The sequence below is a fragment of the Halorussus amylolyticus genome (genome assembly GCF_004143485.2).
Taxonomy (GTDB): domain Archaea; phylum Halobacteriota; class Halobacteria; order Halobacteriales; family Haladaptataceae; genus Halorussus; species Halorussus amylolyticus.
In genome coordinates this window covers 170,917-196,811 of record NZ_ML974130.1, presented here as the reverse complement: position 1 = coordinate 196,811, position 25,895 = coordinate 170,917, and the positions used below count along the sequence as shown (strand labels likewise).

Annotated in this window: 22 protein-coding genes and 1 pseudogene; 12 read left to right on the top strand and 11 right to left on the bottom strand. The window is 65.1% G+C overall.

The annotated features are described in order from the left end of the window. Positions 1–187: 187 nt before the first annotated feature. Positions 188–2,356, bottom strand: a complete 2,169-nt coding sequence (locus EKH81_RS00960) for a V-type ATP synthase subunit I (protein ID WP_132058199.1) — start codon at positions 2,354–2,356, stop codon at positions 188–190. Beyond that, a complete protein-coding gene (gene ahaH, locus EKH81_RS00955; protein ID WP_132058200.1) occupies positions 2,343–2,675 on the bottom strand; it encodes an ATP synthase archaeal subunit H in 333 nt (110 codons plus the stop codon). Before ahaH ends, EKH81_RS00960 begins: the two co-directional genes overlap by 14 nt. 349 nt (positions 2,676–3,024) lie before the next feature. Between ahaH and EKH81_RS00950 the strand changes: the two genes are divergently transcribed. Further along, on the top strand, positions 3,025–3,648 hold the full coding sequence (locus tag EKH81_RS00950; protein WP_132058201.1) for a methyltransferase domain-containing protein: 624 nt from the start codon (positions 3,025–3,027) through the stop codon (positions 3,646–3,648). 255 nt (positions 3,649–3,903) lie between these two features. Here the strand turns inward: EKH81_RS00950 and EKH81_RS00945 are convergent, their stop codons facing one another. Together EKH81_RS00945 and EKH81_RS00940 are read right to left on the bottom strand one after the other, a co-directional pair. Beyond that, positions 3,904–4,365: a type IV pilin N-terminal domain-containing protein gene (locus EKH81_RS00945; RefSeq protein WP_132058202.1), complete on the bottom strand. Its 462-nt coding sequence runs from the start codon at positions 4,363–4,365 to the stop codon at positions 3,904–3,906. A gap of 27 nt (positions 4,366–4,392) precedes the next feature. Next, positions 4,393–5,703: a DUF7094 domain-containing protein gene (locus EKH81_RS00940; RefSeq protein ID WP_132058203.1), complete on the bottom strand. Its 1,311-nt coding sequence runs from the start codon at positions 5,701–5,703 to the stop codon at positions 4,393–4,395. Between the two features lie 154 nt (positions 5,704–5,857). On the opposite strand from EKH81_RS00940, the gene EKH81_RS00935 reads away from it, so the two are divergent. From EKH81_RS00935 to EKH81_RS00915, 5 genes are all read left to right on the top strand, one after another. Continuing rightward, positions 5,858–7,039, top strand: a complete 1,182-nt coding sequence (locus tag EKH81_RS00935; RefSeq protein WP_132058204.1) for a helix-turn-helix transcriptional regulator — start codon at positions 5,858–5,860, stop codon at positions 7,037–7,039. Positions 7,040–7,141: 102 nt separating this feature from the next. After that, on the top strand, positions 7,142–7,933 hold the full coding sequence (locus EKH81_RS00930) for an electron transfer flavoprotein subunit beta/FixA family protein (RefSeq protein ID WP_132058205.1): 792 nt from the start codon (positions 7,142–7,144) through the stop codon (positions 7,931–7,933). Next, positions 7,930–8,880, top strand: a complete 951-nt coding sequence (locus tag EKH81_RS00925; RefSeq protein WP_132058206.1) for an electron transfer flavoprotein subunit alpha/FixB family protein — start codon at positions 7,930–7,932, stop codon at positions 8,878–8,880. Before EKH81_RS00930 ends, EKH81_RS00925 begins: the two co-directional genes overlap by 4 nt. 230 nt (positions 8,881–9,110) lie before the next feature. Beyond that, positions 9,111–10,394 (top strand): S8 family serine peptidase, encoded by a 1,284-nt coding sequence (locus tag EKH81_RS00920; RefSeq protein ID WP_132058207.1) that lies wholly within the window; start codon positions 9,111–9,113, stop codon positions 10,392–10,394. 63 nt (positions 10,395–10,457) lie between these two features. Then, positions 10,458–11,072 carry an ArsR/SmtB family transcription factor gene (locus EKH81_RS00915; protein WP_132058208.1) on the top strand — a complete coding sequence of 205 codons (615 nt, stop codon included), beginning with the start codon at positions 10,458–10,460 and terminating at the stop codon, positions 11,070–11,072. 31 nt (positions 11,073–11,103) lie between these two features. Here the strand turns inward: EKH81_RS00915 and EKH81_RS00910 are convergent, their stop codons facing one another. Further along, positions 11,104–12,375 carry a BGTF surface domain-containing protein gene (locus tag EKH81_RS00910; RefSeq protein ID WP_132058209.1) on the bottom strand — a complete coding sequence of 424 codons (1,272 nt, stop codon included), beginning with the start codon at positions 12,373–12,375 and terminating at the stop codon, positions 11,104–11,106. Positions 12,376–12,591: 216 nt separating this feature from the next. Between EKH81_RS00910 and EKH81_RS00905 the strand changes: the two genes are divergently transcribed. Beyond that, positions 12,592–13,434, top strand: coding sequence for a polyprenyl synthetase family protein (locus EKH81_RS00905; protein WP_132058210.1), 843 nt, complete (start codon positions 12,592–12,594; stop codon positions 13,432–13,434). Positions 13,435–13,477: 43 nt separating this feature from the next. Here EKH81_RS00905 and EKH81_RS00900 read toward each other — a convergent pair whose 3' ends face one another. Then, complete coding sequence (locus EKH81_RS00900; protein WP_132058211.1) at positions 13,478–14,572, bottom strand: DUF373 family protein; 1,095 nt, start codon at positions 14,570–14,572, stop codon at positions 13,478–13,480. A gap of 287 nt (positions 14,573–14,859) precedes the next feature. Beyond that, a complete protein-coding gene (locus EKH81_RS00895; protein WP_132058212.1) occupies positions 14,860–15,606 on the bottom strand; it encodes a hypothetical protein in 747 nt (248 codons plus the stop codon). A 140-nt stretch (positions 15,607–15,746) separates the two neighbouring features. Between EKH81_RS00895 and EKH81_RS00890 the strand changes: the two genes are divergently transcribed. The 3 genes from EKH81_RS00890 to EKH81_RS19705 all read left to right on the top strand — a co-directional run bounded on the left by EKH81_RS00890 (position 15,747) and on the right by EKH81_RS19705 (position 17,772). Beyond that, positions 15,747–16,739, top strand: coding sequence for a radical SAM protein (locus EKH81_RS00890; protein ID WP_132058213.1), 993 nt, complete (start codon positions 15,747–15,749; stop codon positions 16,737–16,739). A 226-nt stretch (positions 16,740–16,965) separates the two neighbouring features. After that, positions 16,966–17,550 carry an NUDIX hydrolase gene (locus EKH81_RS00885; protein ID WP_132058214.1) on the top strand — a complete coding sequence of 195 codons (585 nt, stop codon included), beginning with the start codon at positions 16,966–16,968 and terminating at the stop codon, positions 17,548–17,550. Between the two features lie 99 nt (positions 17,551–17,649). After that, positions 17,650–17,772, top strand: coding sequence for a hypothetical protein (locus EKH81_RS19705; protein WP_274380457.1), 123 nt, complete (start codon positions 17,650–17,652; stop codon positions 17,770–17,772). Between the two features lie 3 nt (positions 17,773–17,775). Here EKH81_RS19705 and prf1 read toward each other — a convergent pair whose 3' ends face one another. Then, a complete protein-coding gene (gene prf1 / locus EKH81_RS00880) occupies positions 17,776–19,017 on the bottom strand; it encodes a peptide chain release factor aRF-1 (protein ID WP_132058215.1) in 1,242 nt (413 codons plus the stop codon). 466 nt (positions 19,018–19,483) lie between these two features. Here prf1 and minD point away from each other — a divergent pair, with 466 nt between their 5' ends. After that, positions 19,484–21,070: a cell division ATPase MinD gene (minD, locus tag EKH81_RS00875; protein ID WP_132058216.1), complete on the top strand. Its 1,587-nt coding sequence runs from the start codon at positions 19,484–19,486 to the stop codon at positions 21,068–21,070. Between the two features lie 41 nt (positions 21,071–21,111). Continuing rightward, positions 21,112–21,246 carry a hypothetical protein gene (locus tag EKH81_RS19700; protein ID WP_274380456.1) on the top strand — a complete coding sequence of 45 codons (135 nt, stop codon included), beginning with the start codon at positions 21,112–21,114 and terminating at the stop codon, positions 21,244–21,246. Positions 21,247–21,262: 16 nt separating this feature from the next. Here EKH81_RS19700 and argS read toward each other — a convergent pair whose 3' ends face one another. From argS to solA, 3 genes and pseudogenes are all read right to left on the bottom strand, one after another. After that, positions 21,263–23,035, bottom strand: a complete 1,773-nt coding sequence (gene argS, locus EKH81_RS19525; protein WP_132058217.1) for an arginine--tRNA ligase — start codon at positions 23,033–23,035, stop codon at positions 21,263–21,265. Between the two features lie 245 nt (positions 23,036–23,280). Continuing rightward, positions 23,281–24,495: pseudogene (locus tag EKH81_RS00865) on the bottom strand (outer membrane protein assembly factor BamB family protein); the annotation flags it as partial. 125 nt (positions 24,496–24,620) lie between these two features. After that, positions 24,621–25,754: an N-methyl-L-tryptophan oxidase gene (gene solA / locus EKH81_RS00860; protein WP_132059347.1), complete on the bottom strand. Its 1,134-nt coding sequence runs from the start codon at positions 25,752–25,754 to the stop codon at positions 24,621–24,623. Positions 25,755–25,895: the final 141 nt, after the last annotated feature.

Here is a 25,895-nt window from a genome sequence, read left to right as displayed (position 1 = left end):
TGGTATCTCCTATTGCTCTCGTAACCGGACAGTCGTATTTCCCGCTACTGCCATCATAAAGCTTCCCAAAAGAGTTGGTCGAATCGGCGTCTCGCGCCGCCAGAATCGGGGTTTGTGCTACCAGATGCCAAGCTACGGGGACTCGAAACAGGTGTTCTCGAACGCTCGGGGAAAAGAAAATTGACGTTCAGTCTTGGGTGGTGTGCGTCCGTTCGTAGCCGAACGGTTCGTACTCCTCGCCGCCGCCCTCGTAGAACTTCCCGAAGAATTCGACGTATTCGAGACGGACCGCCTGCAGTCCGGCGCTCGTGATACCGAGCGCGAGCACCAGCAGGTGGCCGAGGACGAGCACCAGCAGGCCACCGAGTACCCCCGCGATGCCCGAGTGCATCAGTCCGGGGAACATGATGGTCGCACCCTCGTAGTGGTCGAGGGCGTACTGCGGCCCGTAGTTGATGAGGAAGTGCCACTCCTCTCCACTGCCCGTATCGACGGCGTATACGCCGAAGAACAGGAGATTGACCACGAAGGCCATCCCCGCCTTGGCGAGCAGGACCGCGGCAATCCGAGTGTACGAGAGCGCGTCCGAGAGGACGCTCAGACTCTCCAGCGCCCCGATGACGAGACCGGGACCACCGAGGTGCTTGACTTCACCCGCGACGTAGAGGAGGAATCCGACCCCGCCGACTGCGAGACCGACGTTACCGATGGCGGGTGAAAAGCCAGCGAATCCGAAGGCGAACGGGTCGCCGTTGAAGATGGTGAAGAGGAAGTCCGGCTTCGTCCCGCTGGCCTGCGTGCTGAATATCCACGTCCAGACGCCAGCGAACAGCATGACCCACGACCCGCTTTCGAGGACCGCCTCGACGGGGTCGTGACCGACTTCCTCGATGAAGCCGAAGACGTACCCGATGGTCATGTGGAGGAGTCCGAGCAGTATCGAGACGACCATCCACGTCAGCGCGAAGCTCTCGCCGACCGGCTGGAGTCCCTTCTCGATTGGCGGGTGGCCGCCCCAGACCCACTCGCCGAGCTGGTGTAAGCCGAATATCTCGCCGTAGAGCACGCCGAACAGCGCGGTGAACCCACCGGCCCACAGCGCGATGCCGCCAAGACTGTTGATGGCGTCGCTGTCGAAACTACTGTACAGCCAGTAGCCGACCCCCATGTAGAGGATACCGTAGCCGAGGTCGCCAATCATGAACCCGAAGAACGCCGGGAACGTCAGAAACAGGACGACCGTCGGGTCGAATTCGTCGTACTTCGGTCGGTTGATAGTCTCGACCAAAAGTTCGAACGGTTTGACAGCGCCGGGGTTGTCCTGCACGACCGGCGGCTGGTCGTCCATCGTCGTGGCGTGACCGCCGTCGGTCGCGACCGCCTCCTCGGAGACCGTGCCCGTGCTGTGTGCGTGACCGTGCTCGGTGTACTCGGCGCGTTCGAGTTCGTCCACCTCGACGTGGTCGCCGACCGCGTCGCCGAGTGCGCTCGCCAGTTCGGTGTATCGCTCGGTCGGAATCCAGCCCTCGGCGACGAAGGCGTTGTCGGTGGTCGCGAAGTTGAGCGGCGCTTCGGCCTTCTGTACGTCGATGCTCAGCTTCTCCTCGGCCGCGAGCAGGAAGCCAGCGGTGTCGAGCTTGAGGTTGTGGAGTTCGGTTTCGAGCGAGTCGAGCTTCGAATCGAGCTTCTGGCGCTCGTGTTCGAGCTCCTCGACGTACTCGCTCGGGCTTCCCTCTGCGTCGGGAATCTCGAACGCCGCGAAGTCCACGCCGACGAGCGCATCGCCGAGCGCGTCGTCCGCGTCACCGCCGGGATACGCGAAGATTGCGACCGTGCCGTCGGCGGAAAACAGCTCGAACTCTCGGAGTTCGTCGGCGGCCGCGAGCGTCTCGCGAATCTCCTCGGCGTCGCCCTCGCCGACCGCGACTTCGAGGCTGTCGTAGCCCGAGAGCAGGTCGAGGTCGATGCCGAGGCTGGCGAACGGCTGCATCGAATCGAGTCGCTCCTCCACGTCGCGGAGGTCGTTCTCGACGTCGGTTCGCCGGTCGTCGAGTTCGTTGACCTCGCTCCGGACGGATTCGAGTTCGTCTTCGAGGGCTTCGTCGGTGACGATGCGGCTCGGTCCGGCGTCCTCGGCGTCCAAGTCGAGGATGCTTTCGAGCGAGCGCACCGTGACGAGCTTGTCGGACGCGGTTTCGGCACCCTCGATTGGGTCGCCGGGTTCGAAGCCCTCCCACGAGCCGTCGTAGTCGTTCAGGTGAACCAGATTCAGGTCGTGGACGGTCTCGATAACGTCGTCCATGACGGCTCGCGAGCCTGTCACGGACACCTTGCTCATTCGTTCAGGTCTGAGCATGCACCGCCTCCTTGAACAGGTCTACGACGTACTCGGTCACGTCCTCCTCGTTCTCCCGAGCCGACGATTCGAGTGCGTCGCGCTGTTGCTCGCCCTCGGCGAGAATCTCCTCGCGCTCGGCCTCGATTTCTTCGCGAACCTCGGAGACGCGCTGTTCGTGGCGTTCGGCGGCCTCCGCCTCGGCTTTGCGCCGAATCTCCTCGGCTTCCTCCCGGGCGTCGGAGATGCGCTGGTCGCGCTCCTCCTCGGCCTCGGCGACGATATCGTCGGCCTCACTCTCGGCCTCCTTGATTCGTTCGAGAACCTCTGGCCTCGGCATACTAATCACGCGAAAGTTGCGGGAGCGTCTATAAACTACTTGCGGAACGACCCAACCTTTTGCTGCGCTCCGGGTCAGCCGCTGGCGGACCCTTCTCTGGCAAAACGTTGATGAAAAACACCGTCAGAGCAAAGCTCTGACGAGCCGTCGGTCGCTCCGCTCCCGACGATACAGCGTCACCTCCTCGGTCGTTCGGTCGAGGCGGCAAAGCCGCCTCTTGGTCACATCCCTCAAAGGTTCCTTGATCCTTTCGCTCCTCGCTCGCGGTAGAACCGCTGGTACGCTCCGTGGGTCACCCGACCGCGCGAAATGGCAGGATTATTTGGCGAGCGCGCCCGAAGTGCGACCAATGGGTATCCTCGAAGACAAGAGCCGGGCGCGGCTGTTCTACAAGTACCTCTCGAAGGTGTACGACACCGTCAACCCCTTCATCTGGAACGAGGAGATGCGAACCGAGGCGCTCGCGATGCTCGACATCGACGAGGACGACCGGGTGCTCGACGTTGGCTGCGGCACCGGCTTCGCCACCGAAGGCCTGCTCGAACACACCGAAAACGTCCACGGACTCGACCAGAGCGTCCACCAGCTCGAAAAGGCGTGGGCGAAACTCGGCAAGCACGACCCCGTGAGCTTCTACCGCGGGGACGCAGAGCGCCTCCCGTTCAAGGACGACACCTTCGACGTGGTGTGGTCGTCGGGGTCCATCGAGTACTGGCCCGACCCGGTCGCCACCCTCCGGGACCTCCGCAGAGTCGTCAAACCCGGCGGGAAGGTGTTGGTCGTCGGCCCGAACTACCCGAAGTCCACCGTGATGCAGAAACTCGCCGACGCCATCATGCTGTTCTACGACCGCGAGGAGGCCGACCGGATGTTCCGCGAGGCGGGGTACGTCGATATCGAGCACCGCGAGATGGGGCCGTCGTACGACCCCGATATCGCAATTACCACTGTCGCGAGCGACCCCGAGGAGTAGACAGCGAGCGAACGAATGTGAGCGAGCGCACCAGCTATCGTACCGCGAGCGAACGAATGTGAGCGAGCGGCCTTTTTTGGTCCAGATTTTTTCGAGGAGCGGTGCCACAGCGGCCGAGCGAAGTGAGGCCGTGAGGACACCCGACGACGAAAAAAGGTGGGATAGGGACCGTCGTACGACCCCGATATCGCAATTACCACTGTCGCGCGCGACCCCGAGGAGTAGACAGCGATTCTGCGGCGAGCCGAAGCGAATTCACGCAGTTTCGTCCACCTCCGCGACGACCGCGTTCTCGACGACAATTTTTACCGTGACGTGCGCGCCCGGCGCGAGCGCGGGGTCGTTCGTCTCCGCCACGCGGAAGCTCGCGCGCTCGCCCGCTTCCCAGGTCGAATCCGTCGCGGTATTGAACGGGCCCGTCGGTCCCGATTTGAAGTCGCGCGCGGAGAAGAACGGAACCGGGGGTTGCGTATCGAGCGGGGTGCCGTCGATGCGAACGCGAAGCGATAGCTCGCGCACGTCGAGCGAATCGCCCGCGCGGTGAACGAACGTGAGTTCGTTCGCGTCGGCGTCGATTCGCAAGTCCAGCGCCGCCGTAGGCGGATTCGACGGCGGCGTCACTCCGAGCGCGAACGTCCCGACGACGCCCGCGAGAACCGCGGTTACGACGAGCAGGCAGACGACACCGAGGACCGGAGAGAGCGCGCGACCTGACACGCCGAGGGTTGGTCCCGGCTTGTGCCTTCAATCTTCGGACGTGGTCGCTTCGAGCGCGACCGGCGCGACGTCCACCTCGACCGTCGCGCCCTCGTACGTCGCGCTGACGCGGAACTGTTCGGAGGGTCCGAGAGTCCAGACGACGCCGTCGTCGCCGGTTTGGATGGTGTATTCGTCGTCGACCGTCACCTCGCCGTCGAGTGGTTCGCCGGTCTCGTTCGCGAGTTCGACGCGGAGCGGCCCGCCCGCGTAGGTTCGGTTCACGGTGAGCGTGACGTTCTCATCGCCGAATTGACTCGTCGTCGTGTTCCGGACGCCGGGACCCGGCGGAAGCGACTGGGTGCCCGAGAGGCTCTTGTACTGTACCTCGCGGTACACTTCCTCGGTCCCGGTATCGACGTACGCGGTCAGGTTCCCGTGAGAGTGCTCGTAGGAGTATTCGACCATCTGGAGCGACGAGTAGGCGCTGTGACTCGCAATCGGCGAATTGTTGAGTACCCACGGGTACTGCGGCCGAATGACCTGGTTCTCGGCCTCTTCGCGCGAGAGCGGCGACCCAGAGCCGAGGTCGCGGTTGTCGGGGCGGTACGCTTCCCGAACGTACTGCCGGTCGGTAATCATCGTCAGTACGACGCCGGATTCGGCGGTTTGAACGTAGATTCGAGGGGAGTCGGTCGCTCCCTGTAGCGTCTTGGCGACTCGGTCTCGAACCGGTCCTTCGAGAGAGATGAGCTTGCCGCCGAGCGTCCGCTCGATGTTCGGCATCGCGAAGTTCGGGACCTCACGAACCCGGTCGCGAAGCACCCGAATCGAGGTTCGAATCTCGTCCGCTTCGGCGTCTATCTGCCCGAGGGTCCGGACGTACTGGTTCGCGGTAATCGAGCCGTTCGAGAACTCGCTCGCGGCGCGTCGTTCTCTGGTTTCGAGCGAGATGATTCGGTTTTCGAGTTGGTAGCGGTACTGATTTAGAATCCGTTTTTCGGCTTCGTTACTGCCGGCGTTGTCCAGTCGCTGGTCGAGCGTTTTCACGTCGAGGTCCGACCGAAACTCGCCGTTGTCGGCTTCGAGCGAGTCGCCGAGCGAAACCGACGGGGAGTCGAACTCGGCGCGGTCCGGTTCCGTTCCGAGCGTCAACACTGCGGTCGTGTTTCCGCTTATCGCCGGGCGGGCGGTGTCCAACGCTGCAGTATCGGTCTCCGTCGCGTTCGTGGAGACCGGCGCGTCCGTCGTGACCGCGGGGTTCTGCTCGGCGGGTCCGGTGGGCGCGGACGCCTGCATCGCGACCGCACCGGGGGAGAGGGCGAGCAGTAACGCCAGCATAACGGGGGCGAATCGCATTTCGTGTCGGTACTCGCACCGCACCATTAAAATACATGCGGATGTGTGAAGACGAGAGATAAGCGACGAGAGCGTCCGAGACGTTTCAAGAAGCGCGCTGACGTTTTATCCCCGGATGGAAAGTATTTTCTTGTCGGCGCGTTCACGCGATTGTATGCGGTGGTTTGCCGCCCTCCTCGTTACCCTCCTCGTCGTCGGCTCCGCGACCGGAGTCGGTGTCGGCCAGCAGGCCGACCAGCACCAGCGCACGGACGTTCCCCGCGAAGTCGGGGTCCCGAGCGTTGAGCAGGTCGAAACGCCGAACGGTTCGACGCCGAACGGAACGGAGTCCGAACAGATACGCGAAACCGGAACGACCATACACATCTCGCTCCAGCAGACCGGGGACGCACGCTGGGACGTCACGGCCCGGTTCCCGTTACAGAGCGACAACGAAACCGCGGCGTTCCGCCAGCTCGCGTCCGAGTACGAGAACGGCGAGACCGACACCGGATTCTCCCCTGAAACCTTCGAGCGCGTGGCGGAGCGCACGACTGCCGACAGGGACATGGAGATTCGGGGAGCGAATCGGTCGGGACAGTTGCTCGAAAACGGGACGCTCGGGACGCTGACCCTGACGTTCACGTGGACGAACTTTTCCAGCACTGATGGCGACCAACTCCACCTCGGCGACGCGTTCGAGACCGAATCGGGAACGTGGCTCCCGGAGCTGTCGGACGGACAGACCCTGATACTCGAAGGGCCGTCGAACTACTTCATCACCAGGGCACCCGCAGGCCACAACGACAATCAGATTCGGTACGAAGGGCCGAGGGAGTTCGACCCGGACGACTTCCGAGTGACCTTTACGCTCGCGAACCCCGAGCCGAACACGACTCCCGGAGACGTGAACGGCGGGGAGTTCCCGAACATCTCGGGCGTCCCCGGACTCGTCGTGCTCCTGCTCGTCGTCGCCGGCGGCGCGGGCGCGTACGCGTGGAGACGCCGCGACGACCGCGACGTGACCGAGGTGCCGGACGCCGCGGTGGACACACCGCCCGCGAGGCCGAGCGCCGAGACAGACGCGAGCGCCGACCCCCCGGACGATGATGCGGACGGCGCGGACGACGAGACCGACGTGGAGCTACTCAGCGACGAGGAGCGCGTCCTCCGCCTGCTTCGGAGCAACGACGGTCGGATGAAGCAGGCCGACATCGTGAACGAGACGAACTGGTCGAACGCGAAAGTGTCCCAGCTCCTCTCGAAGATGGACGACAGCGACGACGTGAACAAGCTCCGCATCGGCAGAGAGAACCTCATTACGCTCCCCGACGAAGACGTGACCGACATGGAGTGATGCCGTCGGCCGTACTTTCTCGGGGTTCGGAACGCCGAAAACCGTCGGCACGATGTCGCTCGTTTCGAAAACGTTTACCCCCGCGCCGGAGACCCATCCTGTATGAAGGTCTTGGTGACAGTGAAAGAGGTCGCCGAAGTCGCTGACGACTTCGAGATAGCCGGAACCGAGGTAGACGAGCGCTACCTCGAATACGACCTGAACGAGTGGGACGACTACGCGGTCGAGGAGGCCGTCCAGCTGAAGGAGGACGGTCCGGCCGACGAGGTCGTGACCGTCACCATCGGTCCCGAGCGCGCCGAGGAGACCATCCGAATGGCACTGGCGAAGGGCGCTGACCGCGCAGTTCGCGTTTGGGACGACGCCCTCGAAGACGTGGACATGCTCGACGTGGAGACGAAGACGAACCTTCTCGCGGCGGTCGTCGAGGAGGAGGACCCCGACCTCATCCTGACCGGCGTCCAGTCGGGCGACGACGCGCTCGGCGCGACCGGCGTCTCGTTGGCCGACCAACTCGGCTTCCAGTGGGGCGCGGTCGTCAACGCGCTCGACTTCGACGCCGACGCAGGCGTCGCCTCGGTCCACCGCGAACTCGAAGGCGGCGTCGAGGAACTGACCGACATCGAGATTCCCGCGGTCCTCACGATTCAGACGGGTATCAACGAACCCCGGTACGCGAGCCTCCGGGGCATCCGACAGGCCCAGAGCAAGGAAATCGCGGCCAAGACGCTCGGCGACATCGGTCTCGACGCCGGAGCGGTCGAGAGCGACCTCACCCTAACATCCATGTACGAACCCGAGAGCGAGAGCGACGCCACCATCTTCGAGGGTGACGCGGGCGAGACGGCCGGGCAGTTGGCTGAAGTGCTTCGCGAGAAGGGGGTGGCAGAATGAGTGACGTTCTCGCCGTCACCGAACACCGCCGCGGAGAGCTTCGGGACGTGAGCTACGAGGTCATCACGGCCGGACGCGAACTCGCCGACGCGACCGGCGGCGACCTCCATCTGGCGGTCATCAGCGGCGACACCGAACGATTCGCCGAGGACCTCGACCGCGAAGGCGTCGATTACATCCACACCGTCTCGGACGGCGAGGAGTTCAACCACGACGTGTACGTCCAAGCCATCGAGGCGCTCCACGCCGAACTCGACCCCGAGGTCGTGGTGATGCCCAACAGCGTCAACGGACTCGACTACGCGCCCGCGGTGGCGAACCGACTCGACCTCCCGCTCGCGACCGACGCGGTTGGGATGGAGTACGACGGCGGTCTCACCGTCACCCGCGAGATGTACGGCTCGAAGGTCGAGACCGCAGTCGAGGTCGGCGGCGACCAGCAGGCGGTCACCGTCCGGGGCGCGGAGTGGCCCGCCGCGGAGGGCGTCGGCGACGCCGAGATTTCGGCGTTCGACGTGGACATCGACACCGACGCGGGTTCGACCGTCACCGGCTTCGAGGAGGTCGGCGGCGGCGACGTGGACATCAGCGAAGCCGACTTCATCGTCTCCATCGGCCGCGGCATCGAGGAGGAGGAGAACCTCGACCTCATCCGCGACCTCGTGGAGGCGACCGACGCGACGCTCGCCTCCTCGCGACCCATCGTGGACAACGGCTGGCTTCCGAAGAATCGGCAGGTCGGCCAGTCCGGCAAGGTCGTCACGCCGACCGTCTACCTCGCCATCGGCATCTCGGGCGCGGTCCAGCACGTCGCGGGCATGAAGGGCGCGGACAACATCATCGCGGTCAACACCGACCCGAACGCGCCCATCTTCGACATCGCCGACTACGGTATCGTCGGTGACCTGTTCGAGGTCGTTCCGGAACTCATCGAGCAGTTCAGTTAGAATCCTCGCGGTTTTTGATTTCTTCGTGAGCGAAGCGAACGGAGACCCGTCAGAGTCGCCTCTGACGATGCCACTTTTTACGTGAGCGAGGTCTGCGGGAGCGAAGTGAGTCTTCCGGTGCGAACGAGCGTGAGAGGCGGGCGCGCGGCGGGGGCGCGCGCCCCCCCCCGGCCCCAGACCCCCCGCGGGTGTGGGAAGCCGGACACGACAGGGGGGCCCCCCCCCCCAGGATGGACGACGGAACGCGGACTACGCTGACGGTGGTCGCGGTGGGGGTGTTCGCCCTCGCCGCGGGCATCGGCCTCCTCGCTACGTCGCTGTCGGTCGGCAGTCCGTCGTCGGCACCCGACGGCGTCCACGGAGTCGGTCCCGACGTGTCGAGACTCCACGCCGCGGGCGCCACCGGCGAAAACGTGACCGTCGGCGTCGTGGACGTGACGGGGTTCGACACCTCGACCGACGCGCTCGACGGCCGGGTCACCGAAGCCAGAGCGTTCGACGGGAGCGAGAACGTCCAGAACGGCGGTCACAACGCCCACGGGACGGCCGCGGCCGAGACCGTCGCCCGGGTCGCGCCTGACGCCGACATCCACGTCGCGACGTTCGACTCCTCGGACGGCTACCGACGCGCAGTCGAGTGGCTCGTCGCCGAGGAAGTCGACGTCGTGGTCGCACCGGTATCGTTCTACGGCAAACCCGGCGACGGAAGTTCGTCGGTGGCGAGAGTCGCCGCGGACGCCACCCGTGAGGGAGTCGTGTTCGTCTCGCCCGCTGGGAACGTCGCTCGCGGTCACTGGGTAGGTCCGTATCGGAACGTCGAGAACGGCACGCTCGCGTTCGGGAAGAGCGCGCGCAACTACCTCAGGGGCGACCGGCGTGAGGTGACCGTCTGGCTGTCGTGGGACGACGACGGCGTCGGGCGGGACTTTACCGCGGAACTCTACTGGACCGACGGGACCGAGAGCAGGCTGGTCGCCCGGTCGCTCCCGTACGCCGACGACGGGGTGGCGAACGAGCGCATCGTCGCCAGCGTCGAGTCGGGTACCTACTTCGTCGTCGTTCGCGGGCCGAACGAGTCGACCGGAACCCGACTCGAACTGACGTCACCGACTCACGACCTCCAGTACGTCGTTCCCAACGGGAGCGTGGTCGCCCCCGCGAGCGCGCCCGAGGTGTTCACGGTCGGCGCGTACGACGAGCGAACCGGCCGCGCCGAGTCGTTCAGTTCCCGCGGCCCCACGCCCGACGGGCGAAACGGCGTCGACGTCGTCGCACCGAACCGGCCCGCCGTCGCCCCCGACGGATTCACGGGGTCGTCCGCCGCGGCGGCCTACGCGGGCGGAGTCGCCGCACTCGTCCTCGACGTTCAACCGGGGCTCTCGCCCGAGGGAGTCGAGCGTCGCCTCGAACGGAGCGCGCGGGACCTCGGGGAGGACGGCACCGACCCAGTTGCGGGCCACGGCCGCATCGCGCCCGACCGGGCGCTCGGAGTGGCGCGAAATGCGACCGATTAAACCGGGATTTAAGCTATGGACAGGACTTAGTGGCGCTTGTCCGAAGGTGACAACGAGAGAACCATGTCGGGGCTCATCGACCGTCTACAGGACCGGACCGTCCGCGGAAACGAACAGCTCCGGGTACTCGACGTCGGGAACGCCGAGACCGACGCCGTCCTCGACGCGCTCAGTCCTGAGACCCGCCGGGAGGTGTACCGAACCCTGTTCGAGTCGCCCGGCACGCCGTCCGAAATCGCCGACCGCATCGATACGTCGGTCCAGAACATCCACTATCACCTCTCGACGCTGGAGGAAGCGGAACTGATAGCGCCGGTCGATACTCGCTACTCGGAGAAGGGTAACGAGATGACGGTCTACGCGCCCGCAACCGACCCGCTCGTGCTAGTGGGTGACGGTGAAATCCGACCGCAGGTCCAGCGGTCGCTGGCCGACGTGGTCGGCGGACTCGGTATCCTCGCCGCGGCGAGTCTGCTGGTTCAGCGTGGTGCCGAGCGACTCGCCAGTCCGGCCATCGGCCGAACCGATACGGTCGGTCCGGCCAGCCCGGGAGCGGACGCCGAGCCCGCTCGGGAGGCGCTGGCGTGGCTCGTGTTCGACCTTGCCGAACCGGGCGTGGTCTTCTTCTGTGGTTGTCTCCTTGTCGTCGCCGTCGTCGCGCTCGCGACCGAGCGATAAGGAGGTCCGGGCGGTCCCGGACGGTGCGCGTTCAGTACCGGAACAGGCCGAGCAGGACGGCGATGCCGACGACGGCGAGGACGCCTCCGAGCGCGATGGTGCCGAGGCCGCTGACGAGCCGGTTCTCTGACTCGGTGGAGTCGGAGACGTTTGCGTCGGTGGCGTTCGTCCGCTCGTCGAGAGTCGTCCCCCTCACGCAGTCGGCGCAGGCGACTCGCCCGGTGCCAGACCACAGTTCGGTTCCCCCCTGGGTGACCTGAACGTCCAACCGTTGGCCCGGAACGTTGCTCATGTCGAAGGTCGCCTCGAACGTCCCCCGGTCGGTGACTGTCACCGTTGTCGACCAGTAGTCCTGTTCGGATTCGACGTTGACAGTGAGGTCCGTGCCGGGCATTACGTCGGTCTCGCCCCGAATCGTCTGGTTCGGTTCGGGGTCGAGGACCAGTTCTCCGTCGGCGGGACCGACGCGGGTCCCCTTCTGGGAGACGTCCTCCGAGGACTCGTCCGTCTCGGCCTCGTAGACGACGAGCTTACCCTTCTCGGCGAGGTCGGCGGAGGTGTTCGAACCCCGGTAGAGCCGCACGTCGTACGCTCCGATTGCGAGCGGGTCGTCGAGCGAGGTTTCGTCGGTGGCTTCGACCGTCCGCTCCTCGTCACCGTCTTCGACGCCGAGAGTCGGTTCGTCGGTTCCCGCCCGGTCGGTGTGGAACAGCACCGTCGCGCGCCCGTCGCCGTCGGTGTCCCGTATCGTTCCGTTCACGACGTAGTTGGAACTCGGGCCGCCAACCGAGACGGCGAGCGTCTCGGCGTCACCGAATCGGACGTCGATGGACGCCGTCCGGTTCTGTGAGACTTCCGTGACAGAATCCACTAGCGAAGCGTCGTCCGCGTCCGAATCCCCGGACTCGTTCTCGCACCCGCGCAAACACTCCACCGACGCGGAGGTCCTCAAGAGCTCCGTCTCGTCGTCGATTACGGAGACCTCGAGTTCCGTGCCGGGAGACACGCCGCTGAGGTCGAAGGTGGCCTCGAACGTGCCCTGCTCGGAGACAGTCGTGGTCGTAGACATGAAGTTCGAATCGCCTTCCATCTGGACTTTGAGTTCGGTGCCGGGCGCTACGTCGGTCTCGCCGTGAATCGTCTGGTTCGGTTCGGGGGACAGAACGGGGTCGTAGCCGTCGGGACCGATAGTGGTGTCGTCCGAATCGGCCGTGGCCGCGTCGGCACCGACGACGCCCAGCGCGGGTGCGCTCGCCAGGAGGACGGCGAACGCCGCGACCGTCAGCGTCCTGCACAAGGCCATCAGCGCCTCACCTCTCTCGGGAACCGGTTTCGGTGGATGGAGGGAAACGATACGATGTCTCCAGTCGCGATAGTCGGGGACATACGGGTCGAGAGACGAGCCACTGCCAAAAAGATGTCACGTTAGCTTAACTCCGGGTTTTAGCTACGGGCGTCGAGCCCCGTCGGTTCCGACGTATCGTCACCTACTTTTCCGACCGGCCCTCAATCCCGAGCAATGGAATACGCCGAGTCCCGGCGGGCGCTGGTCGAGGACCGCCTCGAAGCGGTCCTCGACCGGGTTGAACCCACCGAACTCGCGGACGAAGTTCGGCACGTCGCGCTGTCGGGGGGCAAGCGGGTTCGCCCGACCGTGACGGTGCTGGCGTGCGAGGCCGCCGGAGGGAGCGCCGAGGACGCCGTGGATTTCGCGGTGGGCGTCGAACTCGTCCACGACGCGTCGCTAGTCGTCGACGACATCATCGACAGGTCGGACGTGCGACGCGGGAACGCGAGCGCGTGGGCCGAGTTCGGACACAGTTCCGCAATCATCGCGAGCGACGGCCTGCTCGGCGAGGCGTTCGAACTGTTCTCGCCCGACCCGCGCGCGATGGAGACCGTGGCCGACGCGATGGTCGAACTCGGCGAGGGCGAGGCGACGGAGTTGGTCGCCCGGCCGACGAACGAGGCGGAGTACATGGAACTGGCGCGTCGGAAGACCGGCGCGCTGTTCCGCGCGGCCGCGGAACTGGGCGCGCTCGCGGCCGACGCCGACCCCACGACGGTCGAGGCGTTCGGCGAGTACGCCGAGAAGGTGGGCATCGCGTTCCAGATTCGCGACGACGTGCTCGACGCGACCGCCGACGCCGACGACCTCGGCAAGCCGACCGGCCACGACGCCGAGATGGGCCGACCCTCCATTGTGCGAGTGACTGAACTTGACGCCGAGGAGGCCGACGAACTGGCTCGCGAGGAGTCCGAAGCGGCGCTCGCGGCGCTGGAGCGCGCGGGAACGCCCGACTCGACCGCGACCGACTACCTCGAAGACCTCGCGGCGTTCGTCGTGAATCGGACGCACTAGCCGGACGAGTTCGTCGAAGCGTCAATTGGCCGATTTCGGGGACTCACTGGCCGACCTGTTCTGCCTGTCGAGACTTCCGGGACTCCGCAATCGCGAAGGTGAGCGTGCTGGTGAGTCCGAGCAGCGTCCCGGCCGTGAGCATCGCGGCGAGATACGTCAGCGTTCCGCGTCCGATGAAGTAGGCGCTGACGGCGTGGAGGACGACCGCGATTGCGAGGACGTAGAACGGCGCGTTCAGGTAGCGCCACCGGAAGCGGTCGGCGAGATACTCGTCGGTAATCTGACCGAGGCTAGTCGTGATGCCCGCGGCGGTGAACCACGTCACGGCTCCGTAGACGAGCGCCGCCAGCACTTGCAGGGGACCTACCGGGTCGCCCATATCTGCCTGGACCGTCTCCAGCATCGCGACGCCCCGAACCCCGCCGATGACCAGCAGGGCCGTCGCGACGACGTAGGTGATGAGCGTCACCCGGCCCGCGTAGAGACCGTTTCGCACTTTCTCTGCCGACCGGTCGAGCAGGCGCTCGACGCCCAATCCCCGACCGAGGACGTACAGGCCGAGGAGTCCGGAGGTGAACCCGAACACCGCCGCGCCGGGAAGGCCGGCCCAATCCGAGATGACCGCCATCGGGTAGATGAGCAGCAGGATACCGAGCGGGACGAGGATGGTCCCGCGAGTCTCGGGGTCGTCGAGCACCTGCTTCATCGTGTAGTACATCGATTCGAGGTCCTGTGCCTGCCGGACGACCACCCGGCGAACGCCGTCAATCGGCACCCGCGACCGAATGACTGGGATGACGCTCTCGTCCTGTGCGCCGTCGGTCACGATAATCGCGCGAATCTCCTCGCTGGTCGAGAGGCTGGCGAGCACCTCGTCCACCTCCTCGCCGACCGCTCGGTTCGCGGCGATGTCGCTCCCTTCGAGACCGGTGACGACCGCGACTTCGACCGCCTCGTCGTCGATGCGGTCGGCGAGGTGGACGCCCTCGAACAGCACGTTCACGTCGCTGTCCTCGGGGTCTGCGGTCGCGAGCGCCACCGCGGCCTCCTCGACGTTGTCGCGACCGACCACGGGGGTGTCGAACGCCGTCTTCCGACCGAGGTCGTCGTCGAGGTCCACGCAGAGGACCAGCAGCATTGGCCGGGGGTACGGGTCGGGGGTTTAACTTCTTTCGGGACGCCCGGAGGAGGTCGGAATCGGGCTGAGTCGAGTGACTGCGGTCCGGGAGAAATACAAGTGATGTTCGGAGAGCGAGGGAGTACCGGGAGTGTTACTCGTCGTCTTCAGACGACTCACGCGATTCTTTTCGTCCGTGGCGGGTGAAGTGTCGGCTCAGCCACTTCGGTCCCTTGTAGAGGCGTTCGGACATTGGTCTGGTACGCGCAAATTCGGTCAGGGTACACATAATTGTTTGGCAACCGTCGCTACGCTCTCATCGCAAGCAAAACGCCGACAGCACCGAAAAGGACTCCGAGAACTAACAGCAGTTGTGTATAAAAGATGTACCGCCCGTTGTCCTGCAGAATGGCTCTATTTTCGGAGATTGCCGCTCGACGTTTCTCCAGCAATCGGAGATAGATAGCAGACTTCGAACCGTGGGTTGCCAAAATACGAGAGACATCTTCGGGTCGTGGTCCCGCCCGACCGTCAGAAACAGTGTAAGTGAATATGCCCGCAATTACTGACCCGATTACCAGGACTCCACCGGCCTTCATCCAGATGTTCACGGGAATTGGACGCGACGTGATTTGTGCAGCGGAAGCGATTACACCGAGAAGGATGACCTGAACTCGAACGGTCCGAAGGGCTTTGTCGTCGATGTCTGCCAACGTTTCTAACTGATTGTCGAGAACGAACTGTAGTTGAGCGAGCGCCGTAGAGAGGACATCCGCGTCCTGCAATGTGTAGTCCATCGTATCGAATTTTCGCAGTTTGTCCTCGTCTTCTGTGTCAGGCTTACCGGTGGGTGTGAGATACACGGCGACGTAAATCAGCACAAAAAGAACGATAGTCGAGATGAAGACAGGTCTCCAAAAATCGAGAGTTGCCTCAAGTGTGCGGTCGGTATCAGCGTACGCGTATCGTACTGTGTCGAAGACACCGAGAAGTCTGAACAGAACCGAAACAATAGCTCCGAGGAATAGAGACAATACTCCAGATTTTAGACTCATTATCCCCACCTTGATAATCTAATAGTATAAAATTTGATTTTGAGTCGTTGAACGGAGTGGCTTACGCCGGAAAGAAAGAAGTGAACGTCGAAATCGTTCCGTGCGCTTTTTGAAGCGTGAGAGGGTAGAACGCGTAACGAATGATTTCGAAGGGCTGCGAACAGTGCGCCGAAGGGGGGAAGATGGTGCTGTTCGTCTACGGCTACTGCGACCAGCGGGACTGCTTCTACTGCCCGCTCGGCGAGAACCGCAAGAACGTGACTGACGTGTACGCAAACGAGCGCAAGGTCGAGTCCGACGAGGACGTGATTACCGAGGCCAAGCGCATGGACGCGCTGGGAACCTCCATCACGGGCGGTGAACCCCAGGAGGCGATGGCGAAGACCTGCCGATACCTCTCGCTTCTCAAAGACGAGTTCGGCGAGGACCACCACACCCACCTCTACACCGGTATCACGGGCGGCCGGGAGAACATGCGCCGACTCTCGGAGGCCGGACTCGACGAGATTCGGTTCCACCCGCCGCTCGAACTGTGGGGCGAGATGCACGGCACCGAGTGGGAGGAGATTCTGTACATCGCCCGCGAGGAGGGCCTGACCCCCGCGTTCGAGATTCCGGGCATCCGGGCCGAACAGGAGTTCCTCGACTTTCTGGACGAGGGCGCGGCGGAGTTCTGCAACGTCAACGAGTTCGAGATGAGCGACGGCAACTTCCGGCGGATGCAGGAGAAGGGCTACGAACTCCAGGACGGCCACATGAGCGCGGTCGAGGGGTCGAAGGAGATTCTCGATTCGATGGGCGACCACGAACGGGTGTACTTCTGCACGTCCGTCTTCAAAGACGCCGCACAGCACCGGAATCGGATGAAGCGGATGGCCCGGAACATCCGCCGGGAGTTCGACGAAGTGACCGACGACGGCACGCTCGTCTACGGCAAGACGTGGGAGACCGAACAGCGACTCCGGAAACTCGGCGTCCCCGAGGAGTTCTACTCGGTCAAGTCCGACCACGTCGAACTCGCGTGGTGGCTCCTCGAAGAGATGGTCGCGGAGGGCGACGTGGAGACGGGCGAAATCGTCGAGCAGTACCCGACCTACGACGGGCAAGTGGTCGAGCGGACGCCGCTGGCCTGATTCTTTTGCGAGCGAACGCAGTGAGCGAGCGGCCGAGCGACGACCAACGGGAGGAGCGACGGCTTTTGGTCCAGCTTTTGCCAACGAGCGAACGAGCGAAGCGAGAGAGCGAGTGCAGGAAAAGGTGGTCGTGGTAGGTGGTCGAGCGGACGCCGCTGGCGTGACTTTTCGGCGAGATTAGTTCGAACTGGCAGGGATTATAGTGCTATAGCTGTCAATTTCTTGTATGAGTGAGCAAATCTACACCGAAGTCCGCCGAGAGGTGCTAGAGCGCGCCGAGGAGGTCCTCTCCGGCGTCGAATCGAGATGGAGCGAGGTTCCGCGACTCGACCCGCTCGTCGTCTCGCCGCTCCCGCATCAGGAACCGTCGTTCCCCGAGAGCGTCGAGGAGTTCTTCGACCGATTCTACCGCTACGCTGCCGGGGCAGCCGTCACCGACGATGCGGGCCGACTCCTCTGCGTGTACAGTCCCGTGCGCGAGGAGTGGGAGACGCCTGGCGGTGCCGGAGACCCCGGCGAGAAACCGGCGGAGACAGCTCGGAGGGAGACGCACGAGGAGACCGGTGTCGAGTGTGAGCTGACTGGCGTCTTGCACACTCGAATGATGGAAATCGACCTCGGAGCGCCCGAACTGCTGCCGGTGCCCGTCGTGGAGTTCACCGGCCGTCCTGTCGGCGGGGCGGCGCTGACCGACGCCGAGATTAAGGCCCACGACGAGATATCCGACCTCGCGTGGTTCGGTGCTGATGAACTACCGACCGAGATACGGGAGTATGACCAGAAGCACGACCACCTTCAGTCGTTGGCTTAGAACTGGTGAGCGCGAGCCGAATCAGCACCGGAAAAACACCGACTCCGGGCGACGACCGCGGACCGTGGCTTTTTCCGTCCGGATTGTCAAATGCCGGATATGGACGCCGAGACGAGTCTCTGTCCGACGTGTGGGTGGACCGGACGACAGTCGGAGTTGGACGGCGAAGAAGGAGAGTACGCCTGTCCGATTTGCGACACCGACATCGAAATCGTGGAGTGAGCGTTAGACGCCCGTCGAGTAGCGGAGAATCCCCGCGACGCCGCCGAACGCCGACAGAAGCTGTTCGCCTTTCTCGAAGTCCGTGGAGATGAACTTCGTCTCGGTGCCGCGCTGGTCGGCGATGTTCATCAGGAACTCGATGGCGTCCTCGCGCTCCTGTACTTCGGCTTCGGCCCCGTTCTCGCAGGTGTGTTCGGGCGTGGATTTCCGGCGGTCCACGAACTCGAACTCCTCCTTGTCGCCACAGTCGTACACCACCACGTCCTTGCGGAGGTCTTCGGAAAGCAGGAGGCGGTCCACCGACCCCATCACGAGGTTCTTGCGAGTCGGCTCGAACCCGTAGGTGGCTCGGTCGCCCTCGTGAAGCTGTTTGAAGAACGTCTCCATCTCGTTCTTGTCCTTCATCACCTCGGCGTCGGCGAGGGCGTCCTCGGCGTTGTCCACGAGGTCGTAGAGGCCCGACTCGTCGGTGTAGGACACGTCGAACTTCCCGAGGACCTTCTGTTGAATCTCGTGGTGGAGGTAGTCGCCGTCGAGGAACTCGTCTTTCGTCGGCGAGGGACCGCCGACGAGGATGCCGTCGATGTCGCCGCGCTCGGGCACGAACAGGTCGTTCGCCATCTCGGCGACCTCCTGATAGAAGTTGTCGATGGCTTCGAGTCGGAGGCGGGCGAACCGCTGGGCTGACTGGCCACCCTTTCGCTGTTTGCCCGGCACGAGCGACGACGCCGACTTGACCGGTTCGACGCGCTTGCCCCGGAGCCATCCGACGTTGGCCTCGCGGCGGTCGAGGACGACGAGACCGTACAGCCCCTTGTCGGCCAGCATCATTTCGAGCGGTTCGGTCAGGAACGCCGAATCGCAGTGGTACCGGAACGACTCGATTGGCTGTGGCGGGTCCTCCAGCACCTTCGTCACCATGTCGGTTCGGCCGCCGCCGCTGTCGATTGCGCCGCTGAAGATGACCAGTCCGTTTTCCGGCGGGAACGTGTCGTAGTAGCGCAGGCGGTCCTTGATGGACGTGAGCGCGTCCTGCACGTTGGTCCGGGTCTGCTTGGACTTGATGTTGCTCGCTTCGCTGTGCTCTTGGGTGACGTGGGCGACCACGTCGCTGATTTGCTTTTCCGGGGGAATGTAGATTGTTACGAGCTGGGTCCCCGACCCCTCGTAGTCTCTGAGGTCCTCGATGACCTTTCGGAACTCGTATTTCTTCCGGTCGGACTGCTCGCCCTCCTGCTCACTCATTGTCTGGTTCTAGGCCGTCCAGAGGGTAAGTAACCTTTGACCTTTGGGTCGAGGTGAGATTTCATCCATTTGGTCACGCCCTTCTGAGTACTAGAATTAGTGAAGACTTCGAAAGCCCCCGCCCGGTACGAAACAACACGACCACGGCGACAGTGACCACTTCGAAAGCCCCCGCCCGGTCGCGTTCAGTCCCACCCTTGTAGATGGTATCACCGAGCGTTTCCAGTTGAGGGTGTCACCGGGCGTTCCCGGTTGAAGGCGTCACTCAGCTACGCGAATCGGTAGCGCAGGGTCGCACGCTCGCGTGCGACCCTGCGCGCCCGGCCCGGACCGGGCGCGTGAGACCGAGAGCGTCTTGCGCGCGTCCGACGCACGCCGTGCGATTCGCCCGAACCGTCGCCAAACTGTCGGGTTCGACGGAGTAATTTTATATGCGTATCACGGTTCGGTTGGGACAACGAGTACCATGTCCGACACGGTTTACGCGATAGCGAGCGGGAAAGGAGGTGTCGGAAAGACGACGACCGCCATCAACCTCGGCGCGATGCTGGCCGACCGGGGCCACTCGGTCGTCGTGGTGGACACCGACCTCGGAATGGCGAACCTCGCGGGCTTCCTCGATTTCGAGGTCGAGTCGCCGACCCTCCACGAGGTGCTGGCCGACGAGGCGACCGCCGAGGAGGCCGTCTACGAAGCGCCGGGCGGCATCGACGTGCTTCCGAGCGCGACCGACATCGAAGCGTTCGCCAAGTCGAATCCCGCGGCGCTCGGCGGCGTCGTCGCCGCGCTCCGCGAGCAGTACGATTACGTCCTGCTCGACACGGGTGCGGGCGTGAGCTACGACAGCCTCGTCCCGCTGGCGCTCGCCGACAGAGTCCTGCTCGTCGCCACCCCGGACGTTGCATCGGTGAGAGACACCGCGAAGACCGGCGAACTCGCCGAGCGCGTCGGAAGCGAGGTCACGGGCGCGGTGCTAACCCAGCGCGGGAGCAACATCCTCAACGCCGACGACGTGGAATCGACGCTCGGAACGGACGTGCTCGCGGTCGTCCCCTCCGACGAGGCCGTCCCGATGGGTATCGACGCCGGGCGGCCCCTCGCGGCGTTCGCGCCGAACGCGCCCGCAGGACAGGCCTACCGCGAACTCGCCGCGGTCGTGACCGGCGACGCGGACCCCGACCCCGAACTCGGACTCGGCGACGAGGAAAGCGACGAAACGCCCGACGAGGACGCCGAGCGAGTGACACCCGAGAGCTTGACCGAGAGCGTCGAGTCCGACTTCATTCCGGAATCAGAGTCGGAGAGTGACTCGATTCCGGCGGACCCGCTCGCCGGGGCCGAAGTCGCCGAGAACGTCCGAGACGCGGTTAAATCGGGCGACGACTCCGAGGGCCTCCTCGGGGGCGAACTCGCGAAGGCGGCCGACGAAATCCGGCGGGAAGCGTCGGCCACCGACTCGGCCGACGAGACCCCGGAGGCTTCGAGCGCGTCACCGGACGAGTCCGGCGGCGCGACGGACGGATTGGACGACGACACCGGTGTCGAGTCCGCCCCCAACCCGGTCGAATCCGAGACCGACGAACCCGAAACCGACGAATCAGGGACCGACGAACCCCGGAGCGTGGACGACCTCATCGAGGAGCACATCAGCGACGAGCGACTCGGCAGCGGACCGGATTCGCTCGACGAGGAGGAGTCCGACGACCCGCTCGCTGAATCCGGAAACGACCCGCTCGCAGGACCCGAAAGCGACCCGCTCGCAGGGACCGACGACGACTCGGACGAGACCCCGGTGTCGAACGCCGCGGACCCGTTCGGGGAAGACACCGACCCGCGCGAAAGCGAGTCGAACGCCGCCGAAGCGCCGAGTCCGGCGCACGACGAGGCGTCGAGCGCGGTTCCGTTCGAAGGGAGCCAGTCCGACCCCGAGAGCGCGACGGGCGAGTCGGAGCGAACGACATCGCCGAGTCGCGAGGACGACGACGAATCCGGGACGAGCGAGGAGTCGAAACGTCGCGGCGTGTTGGGTCGTCTCGGGTCGCTGTTCAAGTAGGGTCGGCAACAACTAAGGACCTCCGGAGCCGCAGATAGTTTATGGCAGAAGACACGTCAGTTTCGTTCTGGTGGATACTCCTGTTCGCGCTGTTGACACTCGGCATCGGCGCGGGCGCGATACTGTTCGTCGGCGGCGACCTTCTGGGGTCGTCCGCGTTCGTCGTCGCGGGATAGGACGTCCGAAAGGGAACTACATCGACCGCGGCGCTGCCACGCCCAGTACGCCCAGCGCGTTGCCGACCGCGTGCTTGGCGGCCGCGACGAGGGCGAGACGCGCGTCGCGCAGGTCGTCGTCCACGTCGTCGGCCAGAACCGGACACTCCCGATAGAAGCGGTTGAACGTCTCGGCGAACTCCCGGGTGTACGTGGCGACGACGTGGGGTTCGAGGTCCGCGGCGGCCTCCTCGATTACGGCCGGGAAGCGCGCGACGACTTCGAGGAGTTCGCGCTCGGCGTCGGTTTCGAGCAGGGACGCGTCGAACTCCGCCGAGAGGGCGTCGGGGGCGTCCGAGCTAATCCCTGCTTCCTCCAGAATCCCGCAGGTCCGGGCGTGAACGTACTGGACGTAGGGCGCGCTCTGAGCTTCGAAGTCGAGCGCGCGGTCCCACTCGAAGGTGATGGCCTTCGTGGGCTGTTTCGAGACGATATCGTATCGGACCGCGCCGATACCGACCTGCTCGGCGATACGCGAGACGTCCTCTTCGGTCAGGTCGTCGTCGCGGATGCGGTCATCGAGCCGATTTTCGACCTCCTCGCGGGCGCGCTCGACGGCCTCGTCGAGCAGGTCGTCCAAGTCGATTCCGGTGCCTGCGCGCGTGGACATCTTCCCTTCGGGGAGATTGACGTAGGAGTAGATGACCTGCCGGAGTTTGTCGGTGTCGTTGCCGAGCAGGTCGAGCGTGGCGTTCATCTGTTCGGCCTGTAGCTTGTGGTCCTCTCCGAGGACCGTGACCGCGCGGTCGTAGTTGTCGAACTTCCACTCGTGGTGGGCGAGGTCGCGGGTCGCGTAGAGGGTGGTGCCGTCCGACCGGAGGAACACGAAGTTCTTCTCGATGCCGTACTCGTCGAGTTCGAGCTGCCACGCGTCTTCCTCGTACACCGCCTCGTCGGACGCTTTCAGGCGCTCGACCACGTCGTCCACCGACCCGTCGCGCATGAATCTGGACTCCTTGACGAACTCGTCGAACGCGGCGGGGAGGCGTTCGAGGCTCTCGCGCATCCCGCCCAGGACCGTGTCCACGACCTCGCGGACGCGCTCGAAGGTCTCCTCGTCGCCGTCCTCCAGTCCCTGCATGATGGCCTGAATCTCGTCCTCGGCGGCCTCCACCTCGTCGGGGTCGGCGGTCTCCAGAAAATCGTTGCCCTTCCGGTAGTAGCGCACGAGGTCGTAGTCGGCCTTCTCGCGGTCGGGTTGGGGGAGGTCGTCCTCGTCGAACGTCTCGTAGGCCCACGTGAACACCGCCATCTGGCGGCCCGCGTCGTTGACGTAGTAGTGGCGCTCCACGTCGTGACCCGCGAAGTCGAGGATGCGCGCCACCGAGTCGCCGACGATGGGGTTTCGCGCGCGTCCGACGTGGACCGGACCGGTCGGGTTCGCGGAGGTGTGTTCGACCACGACGCGCTCACCCGAGGGTTCGAGTCGGCCGAAGTCTTCGGACTGGGCCTGCTCGACGGTGCCCTCGTAGTAGGCGTCGCTCGGCAGGAAGTTCACGTACGGTCCCTGTGCCGAGGCGGCTTCGACGTACTCGTAGTCGCCCGCGTCGATTTCGTCGGCTATCTGTCCGGCGACCTGTGGCGGCGGTGCGCCGACCTCGCTCGCGAGCCGAAACGCCGCGCTCGATGCCAACACGGCCTCGACGCCCTCCGGCGGGTCCTCGACACCGAGGTCGTCGGTCGGGAGGTCGAGCGCTTCGAGTGCGGAGACGAGCGCCGCCTCCACGTCGTCGCGGAACTGGAGATACATGTTACCCGTTGGTTTTCGACCGGCGGGTAAATGGGTTTCTGAAGCGTGTGCGTCTTTCTGGGGGTTCGGCTACTCCCGGTCGTGGGGCGGCGGCCCCGCGCGCCCGGGCCAAACCCCCCACCACCCCCCCCCCCCCCCGCGACCAACAGGCCGCCCAGAAGCCCGCCGGGCGCGACCGAGGGGCCGAAACGCCCGGCGAGTCGCTTCGCCGTCGCTCCGGAGGACGCCGGGTCCGAGAGCGCTCGTACCGTCCCATCGGCGGCGGCGGCGTACACGGTTCCCCCGGAAACGAGGTGGGAAGTCAACGGTCCGTCGCCCTCGAACGTCCATCGAACCGCTCCCTTGGACGGCGAGAGCGCGGTCACCCGTCTCGGAGTGTCGTCCGGTCGCGTCGTCGCCACGCCGTGGTCCGGAACCGCGAGCACGGTTCCCGCCTCGATGTTCGACCGCCAGCGTTGCCGCCCGTCCGACGCGTCGACGGCGTACAGGTCGTCGTCGGTGTGGACGAACACCGTTTCTCCGGAGGCCCAGAAGTACCACCGAAGCCGGTCGTCGGCCGAGAACCGCCACCGCTCGGTACCGTCGTCGGGGGAGAGCGCGAGGAGGTCGGTGCCGTCGGCCACGTACACCGCCTGCTCGGTGACGACGCCGGGGAAGGCGAAGTAGCTCGCGTCGAGCGAGACGCTCCACGCCGCGGTCCCCGACGGTTCCGAGACGGCGTGGAGCGCGTCGTCTCTGGGAGCCCACGCGAACACGGTCGCGTCGTCGTCCCCCGAGTCCGGAGATGCGTCCCCGACCGGAAGCCGTTCGACCGGTTCGATTCGGGAGTACGAGCGGTCGGTCTCGTCGTGGGGAACGTCGAGGCTCCAGCGTTCGTCGCCGTCGGCGGCCGAGACCGCGTGGAGCGCCCCCTCGGCGGTGCCGACGTACACCGAATCCGACCGGACGAGTATCTCGTTCGCGAGCGCGTCCGGAGGGTCGAACGACCACACCGAGTCGGTTCGTTCGACCGACACCGCCGACACGTCCCCGTCGGCGACGTACACGCGACCGTCCCGAACGACCGGTTCGGAGGCGTCGCCCTCGCCGTCGAGCGGAACGTCGAACGACTGCTCGCCGTCGGCGCGCCGACGAACCGACACGCGCTCGGAGTCGAACGTGCAGACGGCCGACTCGCCGACGGCCCGTTCGCTCACGAACGGGGATTCGGTCGAGGTTTCGACCCGCCAGTTTTGCGACCCGCGAGACGCGGAAACGGCCGAGAGCGAACGGTCTCCGGAAAAGTACAGGTCGCCGTCAGCGACCGCGCGGAGGGACGGTCCGCTCTCGGTGCGTATCGACCACTCGGTTTCGGGCCGGGCGACGAACGGCCACGACCCCGAGAGGTCGGTGAAGGAGGGGACGAACGAAAGCGAGGCGGCGGTAGCGAACTCCCGTCTGGTGAACGTGGAATCGGTCATTTTGGGTAGGAGATTGTGTCAAACATCCCATCTATTCCATAAATAATTTGCGTCTGAGATACTTCGGATTTATGCGCCGTTTTCGGTTCTCGGGAAGAGTGGAAGCGACCCCCACCGAACTCAGCTCACAACCGCCCGTCGATTCGATGCACGTCGATTGGGAGGTCGGTGTCGCCCATTTCTGCGAAGTCCGCCAGCGCCTCGCCGACGACGCTGGCGAACTTGAATCCGTGACCGGTGAAGCCCGCGGCGAACGACACGTGGGGGTACTCCGGATGCGTGTCGAGGTAGAAGTGGCCGTCGAGCGAATTGGTCACGATGCACGAGGCGAGTCGCATCGTCGGTCCCGCCGCGCCGGGGAAGTGCGCCTCGGCGAGGGGTCGCAGGCGTCGTTCGTCTTCCAGAGTAGGTTCGGTCTGCCAGTCGTCGGGGTCGATGTCCTCGGGGGATTCGGGCGACCGGCCGAACTTGAACCCCGGTCGCTCGTACTCGGGGAAGCCGTAGAAGCTTCCCTCGGGAACGTCCACGCTGAAGACGGGGAACGTCTCGGGCGTGAAGTGGTCGGGTTCGTCGGGCGAGAGCCACGCCATGACTCGGCGCTGAGGCGTCAGCGCCCCCGAGAGCAGGTCGAGGTGTTCGGCGGCCCACGCGCCGGTCGCCACGACGAGCGAGTCGGCCTCGTAGGTGTCGCGGTCGGTGCGGACTCGGACACCGTCTTCTCGGGGTTCCCAGTCGAGGACGCGCTCGCGAGCGCGGACGGTCCCGCCGTGGACGTGAGCGCGGTTCACGAACGTCGAGATTGCTCGCTCGCACGCGAGAAAGCCCCCGTCGGGTTGGTAGACCCCGCGATAGTCGTCCGGGAGGCGGTAGCCCGGAAACCGCTCGCCGAGTTGGGCGCCGGTCAGGAGTTCGTACGGCACGTCGTTCTCCTCACAGGACTCGACGGCGTCGGCGACCTTCGGCCCGTCGGCGGGACCGGCGTGGACCGACCCCGTTGTCGTGAGTAGCTCCGCGCCCGACTCGGCTTCGAGGTCGCGCCAGCGCTCGCGCGCTCGGCGCGCGAGCGGGACGTACTCGGGGTGTTCGGGCTGCGTGAGTCGGAATATTCGGGTGTCGCCGTGCGAGGACCCGCGCGCGTGGGGAACGTCGTAGCGTTCGATTCCGAGAACGTCGAGACCCCGCTTCGCGAGGTGGTAGACCGCCGAACTCCCCATGCCGCCGACCCCGAGAACGATTGTGTCGTACGTGTTCCGCGTCATCAGGGCACAAGATGTCGGGAGGGTCGAAAACACCTTCGCATCGGACAGGACGGCGTCTCCGCTCGAAGCGGCCGCGCTCGGAGACTGGCAGTCGCCAGTCTCCCAGCGCGCCCGGGGTACCAACCCATTTTGCAGCCGGTT